This window comes from Micromonospora sp. NPDC005174 (assembly GCF_040608495.1).
In the GTDB taxonomy this organism is placed as follows: Bacteria; Actinomycetota; Actinomycetes; order Mycobacteriales; family Micromonosporaceae; genus Micromonospora.
Genome location: NZ_JBEXIJ010000054.1, coordinates 15,055 through 29,152, shown reverse-complemented (window position 1 = coordinate 29,152; position 14,098 = coordinate 15,055). Strand labels below are relative to the sequence as shown.

The window sequence follows — 14,098 nt, the reverse complement described above, 5'->3', positions numbered from 1 at the left end:
CTACGACATCACCGTCGAGCACCTCGCCGACTGGATCGCCACCCGCGGCTACGCCACCAGCTGACCCACAACACCACCGACAAGGGCCGGACCCCCACCACAGGGGCCCGGCCCTTCGGCATCTCCCGCCCCGAACCTGAGCAGATCTTGGACAGTTTCCGTTAGCTGCTTGGGCTCAGTTGCGCGGTTGGCCGGCGCGGGTCGGTTCCGCGGACGGCAGCGCCTCGGCGGACGGTGTCTGGTCGGCGGGCGGTGTCGGCTCGGCGGCGCCCAGGCGGTGGGCGCGTCGACGCAGCCACCACGTGCTGGCCAGGCCGGCGAGCACCGCGAGGACCAGGCCGGCCCAGGAGATGTCCTTGAGCCAGTGTTCGGCAGCCCGGCCGACGGTGAAGAGCAGGTACGTGGTGCCGAACGCCCAGACCAGCCCGCCGGCCGCGTTGGCCAGCAGGAACCGCCGGTACGGCACACGCAGGGCTCCGGCGAGCGGGCCGGCCAGGATCCGCAGCAGCGCCACGAACCGACCGAAGAACACCGCCCAGACGCCGTGCCGGGCGAAGCTCTGCTCGGCGCGGGCGAGTTGGGCGGGGCCGAGATGGCGTGGGAAGCGTCGGCCCAGCCGGGCGAGCAGTGGACGGCCACCGCGACGACCCACGGCGTACCCGATGGAGTCCCCCACTATCGCTCCGGTGGCGGCGGCTGTCGCCACCCACTCCGGCTCCACCACTCCGGTGGCCGCGAGCAGGGCGGAGCTGACCAGGACGATCTCACCGGGCAGGGGTACGCCCATGCTCTCCACGCCGATCACCCCGGCGACCAGCAGGTAGACCGCGATCGGCGGCAGCGACACGAGCCAGTGCTGGACGTCGAACACGGGTGACCCTCCTCCGACCGGGCTTCGAACCCTACCCGTGGCGGGCGTTCGTGAACCGCCTTGCCGCCGCCCACACCCCGCAGCGCGTCCTAGGAGGCTAGGGATGAGGCGGAAGGCGGACCCCGGCCGGGTTGCGGAAATAGCAAGACGGACGTACGGTTTTGTTGAGAGCGGAATCGGCGGTAAGTGTCACCTAACCTCGGCGGCACCCCGGCCGGTGCGACAGACTGCTCAGGACTACTCACGGTCGCTGGTGTGAAGGAGTACGACGTGGCGAGCCTCGACACCTTCGGTGCGAAGACCCAGCTACGCGTCGGAGACGCGAGCTACGAGATTTTCAGGATCGACAAGGTGGACGGCCACGACCGGCTGCCGTACAGCCTGAAGGTCCTGCTGGAGAACCTGCTGCGGACCGAGGACGGCGCGAACATCACCGCCGACCACATCCGCCAGCTCGGCGGGTGGGACCCCACCGCCGAGCCGAGTGTGGAGATCCAGTTCACCCCGGCGCGGGTGCTCATGCAGGACTTCACCGGTGTCCCCTGCGTGGTCGACCTGGCCACCATGCGCGAGGCCGTGCGGGACCTGGGCGGCGACGCCACCAAGGTCAACCCCCTCGCCCCCGCCGAGCTGGTCATCGACCACTCGGTCATCGCCGACCTGTTCGGCCGCGAGGACGCGTTCGCCCGCAACGTCGAGCTGGAGTACGAGCGCAACAGAGAGCGTTACCAGTTCCTGCGCTGGGGCCAGACCGCGTTCAACGAGTTCAAGGTCGTCCCGCCGGGCACCGGCATCGTGCACCAGGTCAACATCGAGTACCTGGCTCGTACGATCATGGAACGTGGCGGGCAGGCGTACCCGGACACCGTCGTCGGCACCGACTCGCACACCACGATGGTCAACGGCCTGGGCGTGCTGGGCTGGGGCGTCGGCGGCATCGAGGCCGAGGCCGCGATGCTCGGCCAGCCGGTCAGCATGCTGATCCCTCGCGTCGTCGGCTTCAAGCTCTCCGGCGAGATGCCGGCCGGCACCACCGCCACCGACCTCGTGCTGACCATCACCGAGATGCTGCGCAAGCACGGCGTGGTCGGCAAGTTCGTCGAGTTCTACGGCCCCGGCGTGAGCGCCGTGCCGCTGGCCAACCGGGCCACCATCGGCAACATGTCCCCGGAGTACGGCTCCACCGTGGCGATCTTCCCGATCGACGCCGAGACCATCCGCTACCTGGAGCTGACCGGCCGGGATGCCGCGCAGGTCGCGCTCGTCGAGGCGTACGCCAAGGAGCAGGGCCTCTGGCACGACCCGGCGGCCGAGCCGTCGTACTCGGAGCGCCTGGAGCTTGACCTGGGCACCATCGAGCCGTCACTCGCCGGCCCGAAGCGCCCCCAGGACCGGGTGCCGCTGGGCGCCGCCAAGACGCTGTTCCGCTCGGCGCTTACCGACTACGTGGCCGACGACTCCGTCGGTGAGCGTGACCTCAAGCCGGGTGTGGCGCGTGAGCAGTTGCCGGTGGGCGCGAACGGCCCGGCCGACGAGGCCAGCGCCGAGTCGTTCCCGGCCAGCGACCCGCCCGCCAACCAGTTCAGCGACCCCGCCGACGAGCCGCGCGACCTGGAGACGGCGGCGGTCGGCGCCGGCGGCCGTGCCAGCAACCCGATCCGGGTCACCGGCACCGACGGCGCGGAGTACGAGCTGGACCACGGCGCCGTGGTGATCGCGGCGATCACGTCCTGCACCAACACGTCCAACCCGCAGGTGATGATCGGCGCGGCCCTGCTGGCCCGCAACGCGGTCGAGAAGGGCCTGACCCGCAAGCCGTGGGTGAAGACCACCCTGGCCCCGGGCTCGAAAGTCGTCATGGACTACTACGAGCGGGCCGGCCTCACGCCGTACCTGGACAAGCTCGGCTTCAACCTGGTCGGCTACGGCTGCACGACCTGCATTGGCAACTCGGGCCCGCTGCCCGAGGAGGTGTCGGCGGCGGTCAACGAGCACGACCTGTCGGTCGTCTCGGTGCTCTCGGGCAACCGCAACTTCGAGGGCCGGATCAATCCGGACGTCAAGATGAACTACCTGGCGTCCCCGCCGCTGGTCGTCGCGTACGCCCTCGCCGGCACGATGGACATCGACCTGGCCAACGAGCCGATCGGTGAGGACAGCGACGGCAACCCGGTCTACCTGCGCGAGATCTGGCCGAACAGCGCCGAGATCCAGGACGTCATCGCCCAGGCGATCGGCGCGACCGGCTTCAGCGCCGCGTACGCCGACGTCTTCGCCGGCGACGAGCGGTGGCAGTCGCTGCCCACCCCGACCGGCGACACCTTCGCCTGGGACAGTGACTCGACCTACGTGCGCAAGCCCCCGTACTTCGAGGGCATGCAGCAGGAGCCGAGCCCGGTCGTCGACATCTCCGGCGCGCGGGTGCTGGCCAAGCTGGGTGACTCGGTGACCACCGACCACATCTCGCCGGCCGGCGCGATCAAGGCCGACTCCCCCGCCGGCACGTACCTCGCCGAGCACGGCGTGCCCCGCCACGAGTTCAACTCGTACGGCTCGCGCCGAGGCAACCACGAGGTGATGATCCGGGGCACCTTCGCCAACATCCGGCTGCGTAACCAGCTGGTGCCCGGGGTGGAGGGCGGCTTCACCGTCAACCACCTCACCGGCGAGCAGACCTCGATCTACGACGCGTCGATGGCCTACCAGGAGGCCGGCATCCCGCTGGTCATCCTGGCCGGCAAGGAGTACGGGTCGGGTTCGTCGCGGGACTGGGCGGCCAAGGGCACCATGCTGCTGGGCGTCCGGGCGGTCATCGCCGAGTCGTACGAGCGGATCCACCGCTCCAACCTCATCGGCATGGGCGTGCTGCCGCTGCAGTTCCCGGTCGACGTCACCGCCGAGTCGCTGGGCCTGACCGGCACCGAGATGTTCACCATCACCGGTGTGACCGCCCTGAACGACGGCGACACCCCGCGCACCGTGACGGTCACGACCGACACGGGCGTGGAGTTCGAGGCCGTCGTGCGGATCGACACCCCGGGTGAGGCCGACTACTACCGGCACGGCGGCATTCTGCAGTACGTGCTGCGCCGCATGATCGCCAACTGATCGCGTACACCCGAGAAGGGCCGCTTCCCGCGCTGGCGGGGAGCGGCCCTTTCACGTCTCTGCCTTCCCGTGCGTGGCCCCCGGGTAGCTGTCTCGCGCCCTTTGCTCTGCTTCACTCGGGGCAACACTGACCGGGCAATACTGTTGCGCCCGTTGAAGCAGAGCAAAGGGCGCGAACGAGGTACGGCCAGCGAAGGATCCCGACCAGGTCCCCGCTCAGCGCAGGCGCAGCGCGACCGCGCGGGCCTCCTCGTCGGTGAGGGGCAGGAACCACAGGAAACGGCGAACGATGGCGACCGGATCGGGGCCGCCCGGCTGGCCGCGCAGGTCCCGGATGGCCCGGCGGGTGATCCGGGAGAACTCCGGGATCAGAGTCGCCCGGCGGGCCGCGTCCGTCGGTGCCGCTCGCAGCGCAGGGCAGGGCCAGTCCCGCCCGCAGGCGTCGCATATCCAGAAGGGACCGTCGGCGGTGTGCGCGACCGGCGGGCCGCACCGGGGCCGCCAGCGTGCTTCGGGTACGACGTTCGCTGGGCGACCCGGGCCACGGTATGGAGGATGGAGTGGCCCGATCGTGCGGGGAGGGCTCGGCCTGAACGGTGACGGACCGGCTGTCGGCTTCGGGTGGCTCCGGGACTTGCCCTCACACATCCTGTGCTCCCTCCTCGGTGCTGTCTACACAGCACCCTGCCGAGGGTTGCCAATCGATTACACCGCGTATGACTATTACCCTCCAACGTCCGGAACGTTCTGAGAGGGCTGGGGATGAATCGAGCCGTGCAGGCAGCGATGGTCGAGAGGGGCCACACAGCCGACAGTCTCGCTGCTCAGATTGGCGTCGATCCGAAGACGGCCGCGAAGTGGGCGAGCACCGAACGAATTCCGCAGACGCGTCATCGTGCACGGGTGGCCGAGTTGCTCGGTCGGAACGTGGACGAGCTGTGGCCCGACGCGTTGAAGCGCCGGACGCCGGCCTGGTTCCGGCCCTGGGCCGAGATCGAGCGCGAGGCGCTGTCGCTGCGGTCATTTCAGCTCGCGTGGATACCTGGCCTGCTCCAGACGAAGGCGTACGCGCTGGCGACGCTGGTCGGCGAGGCGCTGACGCCGGCCGAGGCCGACGATCTCGCCGAGGCGCGACTGAGCCGGCAAGCCATCCTGCGCCGGGAACGCCCGCCACTGCTCGTCGCGGTCCTCGACGAAGCAATCCTCCGGCGCACCCTCGACGGCGACCGGACCATGATGCGGGAGCAGTGCGAGCGGCTGGCCGAGCAGGCCGCGCTGCCGAACGTGTCGGTCTTCGTCGTGCCCGCCGACGTCGGCATGTATCCGGGCCTGGGCGGTCCGTTCACAGTCGCCGAAATGCCGGACGGCGCACGGGTCGCGCACGTCGACAGCCAGGCGCAAGCGCAGCTCATCGACAAGGTTGCCGACGTTGCTACCCTCGACCGACGGTGGGAACGCATTCGCGACGGGGCCTTGTCGCGGGCGCAGTCCCTCAACCTCATCAGGGAAGCGGCAGCCTCATGGACCTGACCGGCGCTCAGTGGCGCAAGAGCACCAAGAGTGGCAACAACGGCGGCGACTGCGTCGAGGTGGCCGACAACCTCGCCGGCGTCATCGCCGTACGCGACTCCAAGGACCCGGCCGGTCCGGCGCTCGCCTTCGACCCGGCGGCTTGGACCCGATTCTTGGTGCTGGCCAAGCGCGGCTGACCGCTCCTTCACACCCGAACGGCCCTCGGCGGGTGCCGAGGGCCGTCGACGCTTGTCAGGCCGGGGTTCGTACCCGGTCGGCGTGGTCAGTCGGCGGCGCGGCGGCGGGCCTCGCGGGTCTTCATGGCGTGCTCCATGAGGGTCACGAGCACCTCCTTGCTGGACTCGCGCTGACGCGCGTCGCAGAGCAGCACCGGTACGCCCGGATCGAGGTTCAGCGCGGTCTGCACCTCGTCGAGCCGGTACTGGCGGGAACCCTCGAAGCAGTTCACGGCCACGACGAACGGGGTGCCCCGGCCCTCGAAGTAGTCGATCGACGGGAAACAGTCGGCCAGGCGACGGGTGTCGGCCAGGACCACCGCGCCGATCGCGCCGAGCGCCAGCTCGTCCCAGACGAACCAGAAACGGTCCTGCCCGGGCGTGCCGAACAGGTAGAGCACCAGGTCGTCGCTGATGGTGATCCGACCGAAGTCCATCGCCACGGTGGTGGTGGTCTTACCCTCCACCCCGGACAGATCGTCGATGCCGACGCCGGTCTCGGTCAGCACCTCCTCGGTGCGCAACGGCCGGGTCTCGCTCACTGCTCCGACCATGGTGGTCTTACCCACGCCGAAGCCACCGGCGACCAGGATCTTGATCGCGGTGGGCAGTGGCGTCGCTCCCGCCGGCCGGTCAGAGTGCCCGTAGTCCATTGATTACCGCCTCGAAGATGCTGTTGTCGGGAAGACCGGCCGTGGTCTGGGGTTCGCGTACCTGCACGAGGTTGCGGGCCGCCAGGTCGCCGAGGAGCACCCGGATGGTCCCCACCGGCAGGTCGAGGTGGGCGGCGATCTCGGCGACGGACTGTATTCGCTGGCACAGACCGACGATCGCCAGGTGCTCGGGACCGAGACCGACCTCCGGCGTCACGTCGGCGCGGGTCGCGGTGACCAGGGAGATCAGGTCGAACGTGCCGGTGATCGGGCGGGCGCGCCCACGTGTCATCGCGTACGGGCGCACCACCGGGCCCGCATGGTCATCCACCCACTGATGCTCTGCGGACTCCCCCTGCACCGTCATGGCCGTTACCTCTCGCCAGCCGACTGTTCGGTGCCCCGCGATGGTGAGGCCACGTACTTGCCGACGCGGGTGACGAGCATCGCCATCTCGTACGCGATGAGACCGACGTCGGCGTCCTCGGTGGCGAGGACCGCCAGGCAGGCGTTGCGGCCGGCGGCGGTGACGAACAGGAACGACGACTGCATCTCGATAATGGTCTGCTGCACCTGCCCGCCGCCGAAGCGCTTGCCGGCGCCCCGGGCCAGGCTCTGGATGCCGGCAGCCATCGCCGCGAGGTGCTCGCCGTCGTCCCGGCTCAGCCCCTGCGAGGAAGCCATCAACAACCCGTCGGTGGAGAGCGCGACCGCATGCTCGGCCTGCTTCACCCGGCCCACCAGATCATCCAGCAACCACGTCAGGTCGGCACTCGAAGCCGTCTTCTGGGCCACTTCGTCGTCCTCTTCTCGCCCGGCAGTTGCGCCGTATTCGTCTTGGGCTTGACCGTCACACCGCGCGAAAACCCGCAGCGCCGGCGCTCGGTCAGGTGGCTTGTGGTTCCTCGTCGGTCGGCTCGGGCGTCGCGCCCGACGGGCCGCCGAGCAGCCGCGCCGCGTCGGTCCTACCGCGCCGGGTGCCGGTCTGATAGGAGCTCATCATCCGGCGTACCTGCTCGGGTGGCCGTACCACGTCCTCCTCGTCGGACTCGGTCGCCGCCGGGTCGTCGCGCAGCTCGGGCACGATGTTCGCCTGGCGGACCCGGACCGGCAGGCCAGAGCCGGTCTGGTCCGTTTCGGTCCGTGCCGGAACCGGCCCGCCGTCGGTGCCCGGCTCGCTGCCGCCGCCCGTTCCGGCCCGGTCCACCGCGGGCAGGCCGGTGGGCACCGTCGGCCCCTCCAGGGCCGGCTGGCCCAGGACACGACGCGCCCGGGTGGGCAGGTCCGCGGCTGCGGCGCCCGCCGCCGTCCGCTTGCGGGTGGGGAGTACGACCTCCTTGTCGCTCCCGTCCGTCTGCTCGGTGGTGGTGCTGTTCTCGGTAAGCGCCGAGGCGACCGGGGTCACCGGCTGCGGCGCGCCTGCGACGCTGGTCTCCGTTGCCGTGGTGGCCACCGCGACCGTCGAGAGGCCGGCGGGACGACCGCCCTCGACGGGACCGACGGTCGTCGGACCGGCGGGCAGCGCGATGGCTGGCGGGCCGGCCGGGATCGCGCCGGAGTTCTCCGGGTCGGTGCCGTTGGCCGTGATCAGCTCCGTAGGGATGAGGACGACGGCGGTGGTACCGCCGTACGCGGACTCCTTGAGCCGGACCCGGACGCCGTGCCGCTCGGTCAGCCGGCTCACCACGTAGAGGCCGAGCCGGGCGGCGTTGGCGAGGTTCAGCTCGGACCGGTCGACGATGCGGTGGTTCGCGGCGGCCAGGTCCTCCTCGCTCATGCCGAGGCCCCGGTCCTCGATCTCGATGGCGAACCCGTTCGCCACGAGCTGGCCGCGGACCTCGACCGTGGTGTGCGGCGGCGAGAACGACAGGCCGTTCTCGATCAGCTCGGCGAGCAGGTGGATGATGTCGCCGACCGCCCGGCCGGCGAGCGAGACGGCTCCCAGCGGCAGCACGTTCACGCGGGTGTAGTCCTCCACCTCGGCGACCGCGCCGCGCACCACGTCGACCATGGGGACGTTGCGCCGCCAGGCCCGACCCGGGGTGGAGCCGGAGAGCACGATCAGGTTCTCCGCGTTGCGCCGCATCCGGGTGGCCAGGTGGTCGACCCGGAACAGGTCCTCCAGCTCCTCCGCGTCGTGCTCCCGCCGCTCCATCGCGTCGAGCAGGGTGAGCTGGCGGTGTACCAGCGCCTGCGTACGCCGGGCCAGGCTGAGGAAGACCTCGCGGACGTTGCGACGCAGCTCGGCCTGCTCGACGGCGGTCCGCAGGGCGGTCTCCTGGACGGCGTTGAACGCCTTGCCGACCTGGCCGATCTCGTCGGTGCCGAACTCCAGCGGGGGCGCCTCGGTGGCGACGTCGACCTCCTCGCCGCGGCCGAGCCGGTCGACCACGCGGGGCAGCCGCTCGTCGGCGAGCTTCCAGGCGGCCAGTCGCAGCCGGTCCAGCTGACGCAGGAGGGTACGGGCCGTGGTGATCGAGACGACGACCGAGGCGATGACGGCGAGCAGACCCAGACCGGTGGCGAGGACGAGCCGGACGACGACCATCACGGCCACACCGGTAGCCCGGCCGACGATGCCCTCGCCGCCGTCGACGACGGTGTCGTTCACCTCGGCCAGGGCAGGCTCGACGGTGCCGCGCCACTGTTCGGCGCTGACCGGGAGCTGGGTCGCCGGGCGGCCCTCGCGGATGATGCTGTCCTGTACGGTGCGCAGCCGGGTGAACGCCTCGCCCTCGACGAGCTGCCGGTAGCGGCGCTGGTCGGCGTCGGCGAGCCGGGCCTGGGTCTCCTCGCCGAGGAACCGCTCGGCGCCGACCAGGCTGACGTAGCGGGCGTACTCCGGACCGCTGATCCGGCCGGTGCCGAAGAGGCCGCTGAGCAGGGCGTCCTCCTGCGAGATCAGCTCCTTCATCCGGTTGAGCTGGATCAGGGCCGCCGCGTCGGCGGCGATCTCCTTGTCGTCCAGGCTGCCGGTGACGTCGTAGATCCGGAAGATCGATTCGATGGCGTTCGTGTAGGCGTCGGCGGCGGAGATCCGGTCGACCTTACGGCCGAGCACGTCCGCGCGGGTCTGCTGGAGCCCGTTGACCTGCGCGATCGTGGCGTCCAACTGGGCGTCGAGGGCCGAGCTGCCGGCCACGTCGACCTGCCAGTTGCGGACCGAGCCGGCGAAGTCGTCCGCCAGCTGCGCTGCCTTGCGCTGCTCGATCTCCAGCGCCGCGCGCTGCGCGGCGTCGGGGTTGCTCAGGTACGCCTGGGTCAACCGCCGCTCGAGCTGCAGCTCCTGCAACAGGGGCTCGCTGGGCGCGTAGACCTTGCTGTTGAGCAGCTGGACACCGAGCAGGTTGAAGCCGTCCCGCAGGGTGACCCATGCCGCGAACATCCAGAGCGCGACCAGGGAGAGCAGCAGGGCGACGACCTTGGTGCGGATACTCGTACCGCGAGAACGCATTGAACCGTCCCAGGCAGGGCGTTGACTCAGCTCATCAACGGGTGATCATGGAAGACGACGTCCCGCCACGGCGGGGCATCGGGGCTGAGGCTCTGCGTACGCTAGCAGTGTCCACACAACCCCTCAAGTCGCTGTTTTTGTTGTCTGGTAACCACAATCCACCACCGAACGGTCGACCCCCGTCACGTGTACGGAGGCGAGACGACAGGCGGCCAGGACCGCCGCGCGAACGATCGCGGTAGGACAGTACAGCTCTTTGCCGTACCACAGTGGAGGGTCCGTTCGGCCGGACGGTTGGTGCAGGTAGGCGTGGCCGCGCGCCACCGCGTCGTCGACCTGCGGCGCTCCGGTCGGCGCGGCCAACAGCACCTGTAGGGCGTACGCGGTCTCCTCGACCGTGCCATCCCACCGCCCCCACGAACCGTCGGGGCGCTGGCTGTCCAGCACCCAGCGGGCCGCCCGGTCGATCGACTCGGCCGCCCTGCCGCCGCGACCGAACTCCGCCAGGGCCAGCACGCAGCAGGCCGTGGCGTAGTACGGCGAGGCGTGCCACCGGTCCTGCCAGCGGCCGTCGGCGTGCTGGTGTGCGGGCAGGACGGCGCTGAGCCGGTCGACCGTCCGGTGGTACCGCGCGTCCGCGTCGGGGTGCGCCGCCACGTGCTGGCCGAACGCGTCCAGCACGTGCGCGTTGGTGGTGACCGAGAAGCCGTCCTCGCTCCCCGGCCAGGTGCAGAAGCCCTCGGCCGTCTCGTACGCCCACAGGCTGGCCGGGTCGGCGGGGTGGCCGAGCCGGGCCAGCGCGTCCAGCGTGACCGAGGTGGTGTCGGCGTCGGTGGGCAGACCCTCGCCGGTGGCGACGCCCTCGGCGGCGGTGGCGGTGGCCAGGGTGCGCAGCACGGTGGCCGGCGGGTCGACCGCGACACCGGCGCGGCACAGCCCGCCGAGCACCCACGCCCGCTCGAACACGGTGATCGGCGTCGGACAGGGCACCGGACCGTCACCGTCCCGGATCAGGTGCCGTAGGAAGGCGTACGCGGCAGGGCCGGCGTCCGGGCCGGCGGCGCTCAGCCAGGCGGCGGTCGCGGCGGGTGACGCGCCGACGGCGGTGAGGGTCGGTCCGGCGTCGGCCGGCGTCGCGTCCAGCAGCTCGTAGAAGTGGGCCAGCTTCGATGGCAGCGTCACCCCGGCGGCGACCGCGGCGCGTACCGCGCGCAGCCGGTCCGGGCGGAGCCCCGCGGGCAGCTCCAGCGGGGGGCGGGGCAGCCGGTCGGCGGTCGTCCGGTCCAGCCGGGACAACCGATCGTTGATCGACTCGACCAACGCGGGGACGATGAGATCCAGCGCCGGGGTGTCCGGCAGGGCCCGCGCGTGCGTGGCGAGCAGCCGGCCGGCGAGCGCGTGCAGCCCACGCCCCGCCGGGGCGAGCAGGTCCGCATCGGCCGATCCAGCCGCGAGCAGTGCGTCGGTGGCGCTCAGCGTGGGCACCAGCGCGTACCCCTCGGGTGGGCCCCACGCTCCGTCCGGGCGCTGCTCGCGCAGCAGGAACCCGATCCGCTGGTGGTGTCCCGGCAGCCAGGGCGCGTCGGCGACCAGCCGAGCGCTCTCGTACACCGAGGGTGCGACCTGCCCCCACGGTCGCAGCGCAAGGCCGGCGATCAGCTCGCGCGCGGCGTCGATGGCCGGTTCGGCCAGTACGTGCCCCGGGCTCTCACTCATCGCGTGCTCCCCAGAAGTCCGACAGCTGGTAGAAGCCACCCGTGAAGGAGATCTGCCGGTGCAGGTAGTCCGCCTGGCGCGGACACCGCTCGGCGAGCGCGGCCAGATCGCCACGGGCACGGTTGGTCAGCTCGGTGAGCCGGTCGTGCACCCGCGCCGGGTCGTCGACCAGCAGCAGGGCGTTGAGATCCCCCCACTCGGCGTCCCGCCCGTGCGTGGCGAGATCGTTGACCAGCCGCAGCACCCGCTGCACGCCACGTCCGGCGTCGAGCAGGTCGGTCAACTGGGCGAGGGTCCTGTCGTCGCCGGTGGCGATCCAGTGCGTGACGTTGACGAAGGAGCAGGCCAGGTTGTCGGCGTTGTCCAGGTAGCGGTCGAGGTCTGGCAGACGCTTCCCGGTGGTCGGGTCGGTGGGCAGGTTCTTCCAGTCCCACTCGCGCGACACGGCGGCGAGCATCCGGGCCAGCTCGTCGCGCCAGATCGGGCGCAGCCGGAGGAACGCCGGCACGGTGGTCAGTTCGTCGCGCAGGTCGGCCAGCAGCCGCGCGAGATGTCGGCCGGGCGGGGGCGCGCCGCCGTCGGCGACCGCCAGGCAGTCGGTCACGATCGTCCGGACGTCGTCGGCGGACCGGGCGAGGTAGTCGACCTGCCAGTCGGCGGCGAAGACCCAGAGCAGGGTACGGGTGGTGATCCGCAGTTCGGCGGCGGTGTGCCACGGCGCGGTGAACGCGATGGCGGTGGCCACCGAGCTGAGCAGCGCCGCGTCGAACGGCGCGGCGTCGAAGAGTTCCGGGTGGGCGGCGGTGACGCCCTGCAGGTCGCGGACACCGCGTACGGCGAGCGCGCACACCCGGCCCTGCTCGGCGACGGCGTCGGGCCCGGCCTCCACCGGCCACGGAGCGCCGGTCACGAGGCGACCGGACGCTCGACCGGAGTGACGATCAGCTCGGCCCGCTGCTTGGGTTGCAGCGAGGCGCCGAGCCGGGGTGTCAGACCGACGGGCTCCCGCAGCCGGAAGCGGTAGCGGCTCAGCACGGTGCTGACGATGAGCTGCGCCTCCAGCAGGAACAGGTACTGCCCGAGGCACTGGTGCGGGCCGCCGCCGAAGGGGAAGTACGAGTAGCGGTAGCGCCGGCGGGGCTTCTCCGGCGCGAAGCGCTCCGGGTCGAACAGCGTCGGGTCGTCCCAGAAGGTCGACATCCGCTGGGTGACGTACGGGCTGACCAGCACGGTCCCACCCGCCTTGATCCGCACACCGCCCAGCACGTCGTCGTCCACGGCGGTGCGGGGGATCATCCAGCCGGCCGGGTAGAGCCGCAGCATCTCGTCGAGCACCATGCGGCCGTAGCGCAGCTGCGGCAGGTGCTCGCGGCCGACCCGCTCGGCACCGACCACCCGCTCGATCTCGTCGGTCATCAGCTCGGCCACGTCGGGCCGGGACGCCAGCACCGGCCACAGCCAGGAGAGCAGGGCGATCGTGGTCTCGGTGGCGGTGGAGAACATGGCCACCACGTCGCCGCGGATCGCGTACTCGTCGGGCTCGCTGCCGTCGGCGCGCGGGCGGCAGAGGGTGGAGATGATGTCGTCGCCGTCGCCTGGCCGAGCGCGGGCCTCCCGGATGATCGGCAGCACCACCTCGTCGATGGTCCGCACCGCCTCGCGGAAGGGCCGGTCGCCGGGCATCGGCACCGCGTACGGCACGAAGGGCACCAGCAGGCGTGGAAGCATGGCGGTGGTGACGGTGTCCAGCGCGGCGCTGATCCGCAACGCGTCCGGCACCGAGATGCGGTCGGCGAAGAGCACCCGCATGGTGGTCCGCAGCACGATGCGGGTCAGCTCGGCGCCGCCGTCGATCGGGCGGCCGTCGAGGGCCGGCTCCAGCCACTCGTCGACGGCCTCGTTGATCGCGTCGGCCATCCGGTCGACGAGCGTCTCGGCCCGCTTCGCGGTGAACAGCGGTTGCAGCGCGCCCCGGCTGGACTCCCAGATCTCGCCCTCGGCGACTAGGATGGCGTCGCCGACGATCCGGCGGACCGGCCGCCACAACAGACCCTCGCCGTCGCGCGTGTAGTTGGCAACGTTGTCCCTCAGCACTCGTTGCAGATGCTCGGGATGACTCACGAGGTACGGGCGGAACGAGCCGAGGTTCAGCCGGACCACCTCGCCTGCGGCGGCCTCCGCGAAGCCGACGAGCGCGCCGAGCGGGTCACGGACCAGCGCGGGCAGGGCACGACGGAGTGGGATCATCCGGGGTTCGGTGCTGACGGGGGCGGGGCCGGCATCGGACACCTGGGACATGCAACGTCTCCTCGTCGTCCCACCGGCCGTGCGGTCCACTTCGGCCGGTCGAGACTGTGAAATTTTCACCTTCTGGGCGTCGGAAGCATCTCACCAATTCCAAGCCACCTCTAGACCTGTGACCGGTGAGATTCCACCCACGTCCCAGACGAACATCGATGCCCCTGGCAGGCCGAAGTCCTGAGTGGATAGTCAGGAAGTGGCACCGGCGCAGGTCGCACCCGTAGACGCGGGGGCCACCGCCGCCGAC

At 71.2% G+C, this 14,098-nt stretch carries 11 protein-coding genes; 3 read left to right on the top strand and 8 right to left on the bottom strand.

Annotation, left to right across the window (positions count from 1 at the left end):
• Nucleotides 1-175 precede the first annotated feature (175 nt).
• Entirely contained in the window at nt 176-871 is a 696-nt protein-coding gene (locus ABZU91_RS32160; RefSeq protein ID WP_355248867.1) for a DedA family protein, read from the bottom strand.
• Between the two features lie 255 nt (nt 872-1,126).
• On the opposite strand from ABZU91_RS32160, the gene ABZU91_RS32155 reads away from it, so the two are divergent.
• The 3 genes from ABZU91_RS32155 to ABZU91_RS32145 all read left to right on the top strand — a co-directional run bounded on the left by ABZU91_RS32155 (nt 1,127) and on the right by ABZU91_RS32145 (nt 5,688).
• Nucleotides 1,127-3,979: an aconitate hydratase gene (locus ABZU91_RS32155; RefSeq protein WP_355248864.1), complete on the top strand. Its 2,853-nt coding sequence runs from the start codon at nt 1,127-1,129 to the stop codon at nt 3,977-3,979.
• A gap of 762 nt (nt 3,980-4,741) precedes the next feature.
• On the top strand, nt 4,742-5,509 hold the full coding sequence (locus ABZU91_RS32150; protein WP_355248861.1) for a DUF5753 domain-containing protein: 768 nt from the start codon (nt 4,742-4,744) through the stop codon (nt 5,507-5,509).
• Nucleotides 5,500-5,688 (top strand): DUF397 domain-containing protein, encoded by a 189-nt coding sequence (locus ABZU91_RS32145; protein ID WP_355248859.1) that lies wholly within the window; start codon nt 5,500-5,502, stop codon nt 5,686-5,688. Before ABZU91_RS32150 ends, ABZU91_RS32145 begins: the two co-directional genes overlap by 10 nt.
• Before the next feature lie 86 nt (nt 5,689-5,774).
• On the opposite strand, the gene ABZU91_RS32140 is transcribed toward ABZU91_RS32145, so the two are convergent.
• The 7 genes from ABZU91_RS32140 to ABZU91_RS32110 all read right to left on the bottom strand — a co-directional run bounded on the left by ABZU91_RS32140 (nt 5,775) and on the right by ABZU91_RS32110 (nt 13,794).
• Nucleotides 5,775-6,380 carry an ATP/GTP-binding protein gene (locus tag ABZU91_RS32140; RefSeq protein ID WP_355248857.1) on the bottom strand — a complete coding sequence of 202 codons (606 nt, stop codon included), beginning with the start codon at nt 6,378-6,380 and terminating at the stop codon, nt 5,775-5,777.
• On the bottom strand, nt 6,361-6,747 hold the full coding sequence (locus tag ABZU91_RS32135) for a DUF742 domain-containing protein (protein WP_355248854.1): 387 nt from the start codon (nt 6,745-6,747) through the stop codon (nt 6,361-6,363). Before ABZU91_RS32135 ends, ABZU91_RS32140 begins: the two co-directional genes overlap by 20 nt.
• Before the next feature lie 5 nt (nt 6,748-6,752).
• On the bottom strand, nt 6,753-7,175 hold the full coding sequence (locus ABZU91_RS32130) for a roadblock/LC7 domain-containing protein (protein WP_355248851.1): 423 nt from the start codon (nt 7,173-7,175) through the stop codon (nt 6,753-6,755).
• A gap of 91 nt (nt 7,176-7,266) precedes the next feature.
• On the bottom strand, nt 7,267-9,834 hold the full coding sequence (locus ABZU91_RS32125; protein WP_355248848.1) for a nitrate- and nitrite sensing domain-containing protein: 2,568 nt from the start codon (nt 9,832-9,834) through the stop codon (nt 7,267-7,269).
• A gap of 123 nt (nt 9,835-9,957) precedes the next feature.
• Complete coding sequence (locus ABZU91_RS32120; protein WP_355248845.1) at nt 9,958-11,550, bottom strand: prenyltransferase/squalene oxidase repeat-containing protein; 1,593 nt, start codon at nt 11,548-11,550, stop codon at nt 9,958-9,960.
• A complete protein-coding gene (locus tag ABZU91_RS32115) occupies nt 11,543-12,460 on the bottom strand; it encodes a terpene synthase family protein (RefSeq protein WP_355248842.1) in 918 nt (305 codons plus the stop codon). The genes ABZU91_RS32120 and ABZU91_RS32115 overlap by 8 nt, the downstream gene beginning before the upstream one ends.
• Nucleotides 12,457-13,794, bottom strand: coding sequence for a cytochrome P450 (locus ABZU91_RS32110; protein ID WP_355248878.1), 1,338 nt, complete (start codon nt 13,792-13,794; stop codon nt 12,457-12,459). Before ABZU91_RS32110 ends, ABZU91_RS32115 begins: the two co-directional genes overlap by 4 nt.
• Nucleotides 13,795-14,098 lie beyond the last annotated feature (304 nt).

Coding starts and splice junctions, on each gene's coding strand:
- ABZU91_RS32150 (WP_355248861.1), top strand. CDS start 4,742: ATGAATCGAGCCGTGCAGGCAGCGATGGTCGAGAGGGGCCACACAGCC.
- ABZU91_RS32145 (WP_355248859.1), top strand. CDS start 5,500: ATGGACCTGACCGGCGCTCAGTGGCGCAAGAGCACCAAGAGTGGCAAC.
- ABZU91_RS32140 (WP_355248857.1), bottom strand. CDS start 6,380: ATGGACTACGGGCACTCTGACCGGCCGGCGGGAGCGACGCCACTGCCC.
- ABZU91_RS32135 (WP_355248854.1), bottom strand. CDS start 6,747: ATGACGGTGCAGGGGGAGTCCGCAGAGCATCAGTGGGTGGATGACCAT.
- ABZU91_RS32125 (WP_355248848.1), bottom strand. CDS start 9,834: ATGCGTTCTCGCGGTACGAGTATCCGCACCAAGGTCGTCGCCCTGCTG.
- ABZU91_RS32120 (WP_355248845.1), bottom strand. CDS start 11,550: ATGAGTGAGAGCCCGGGGCACGTACTGGCCGAACCGGCCATCGACGCC.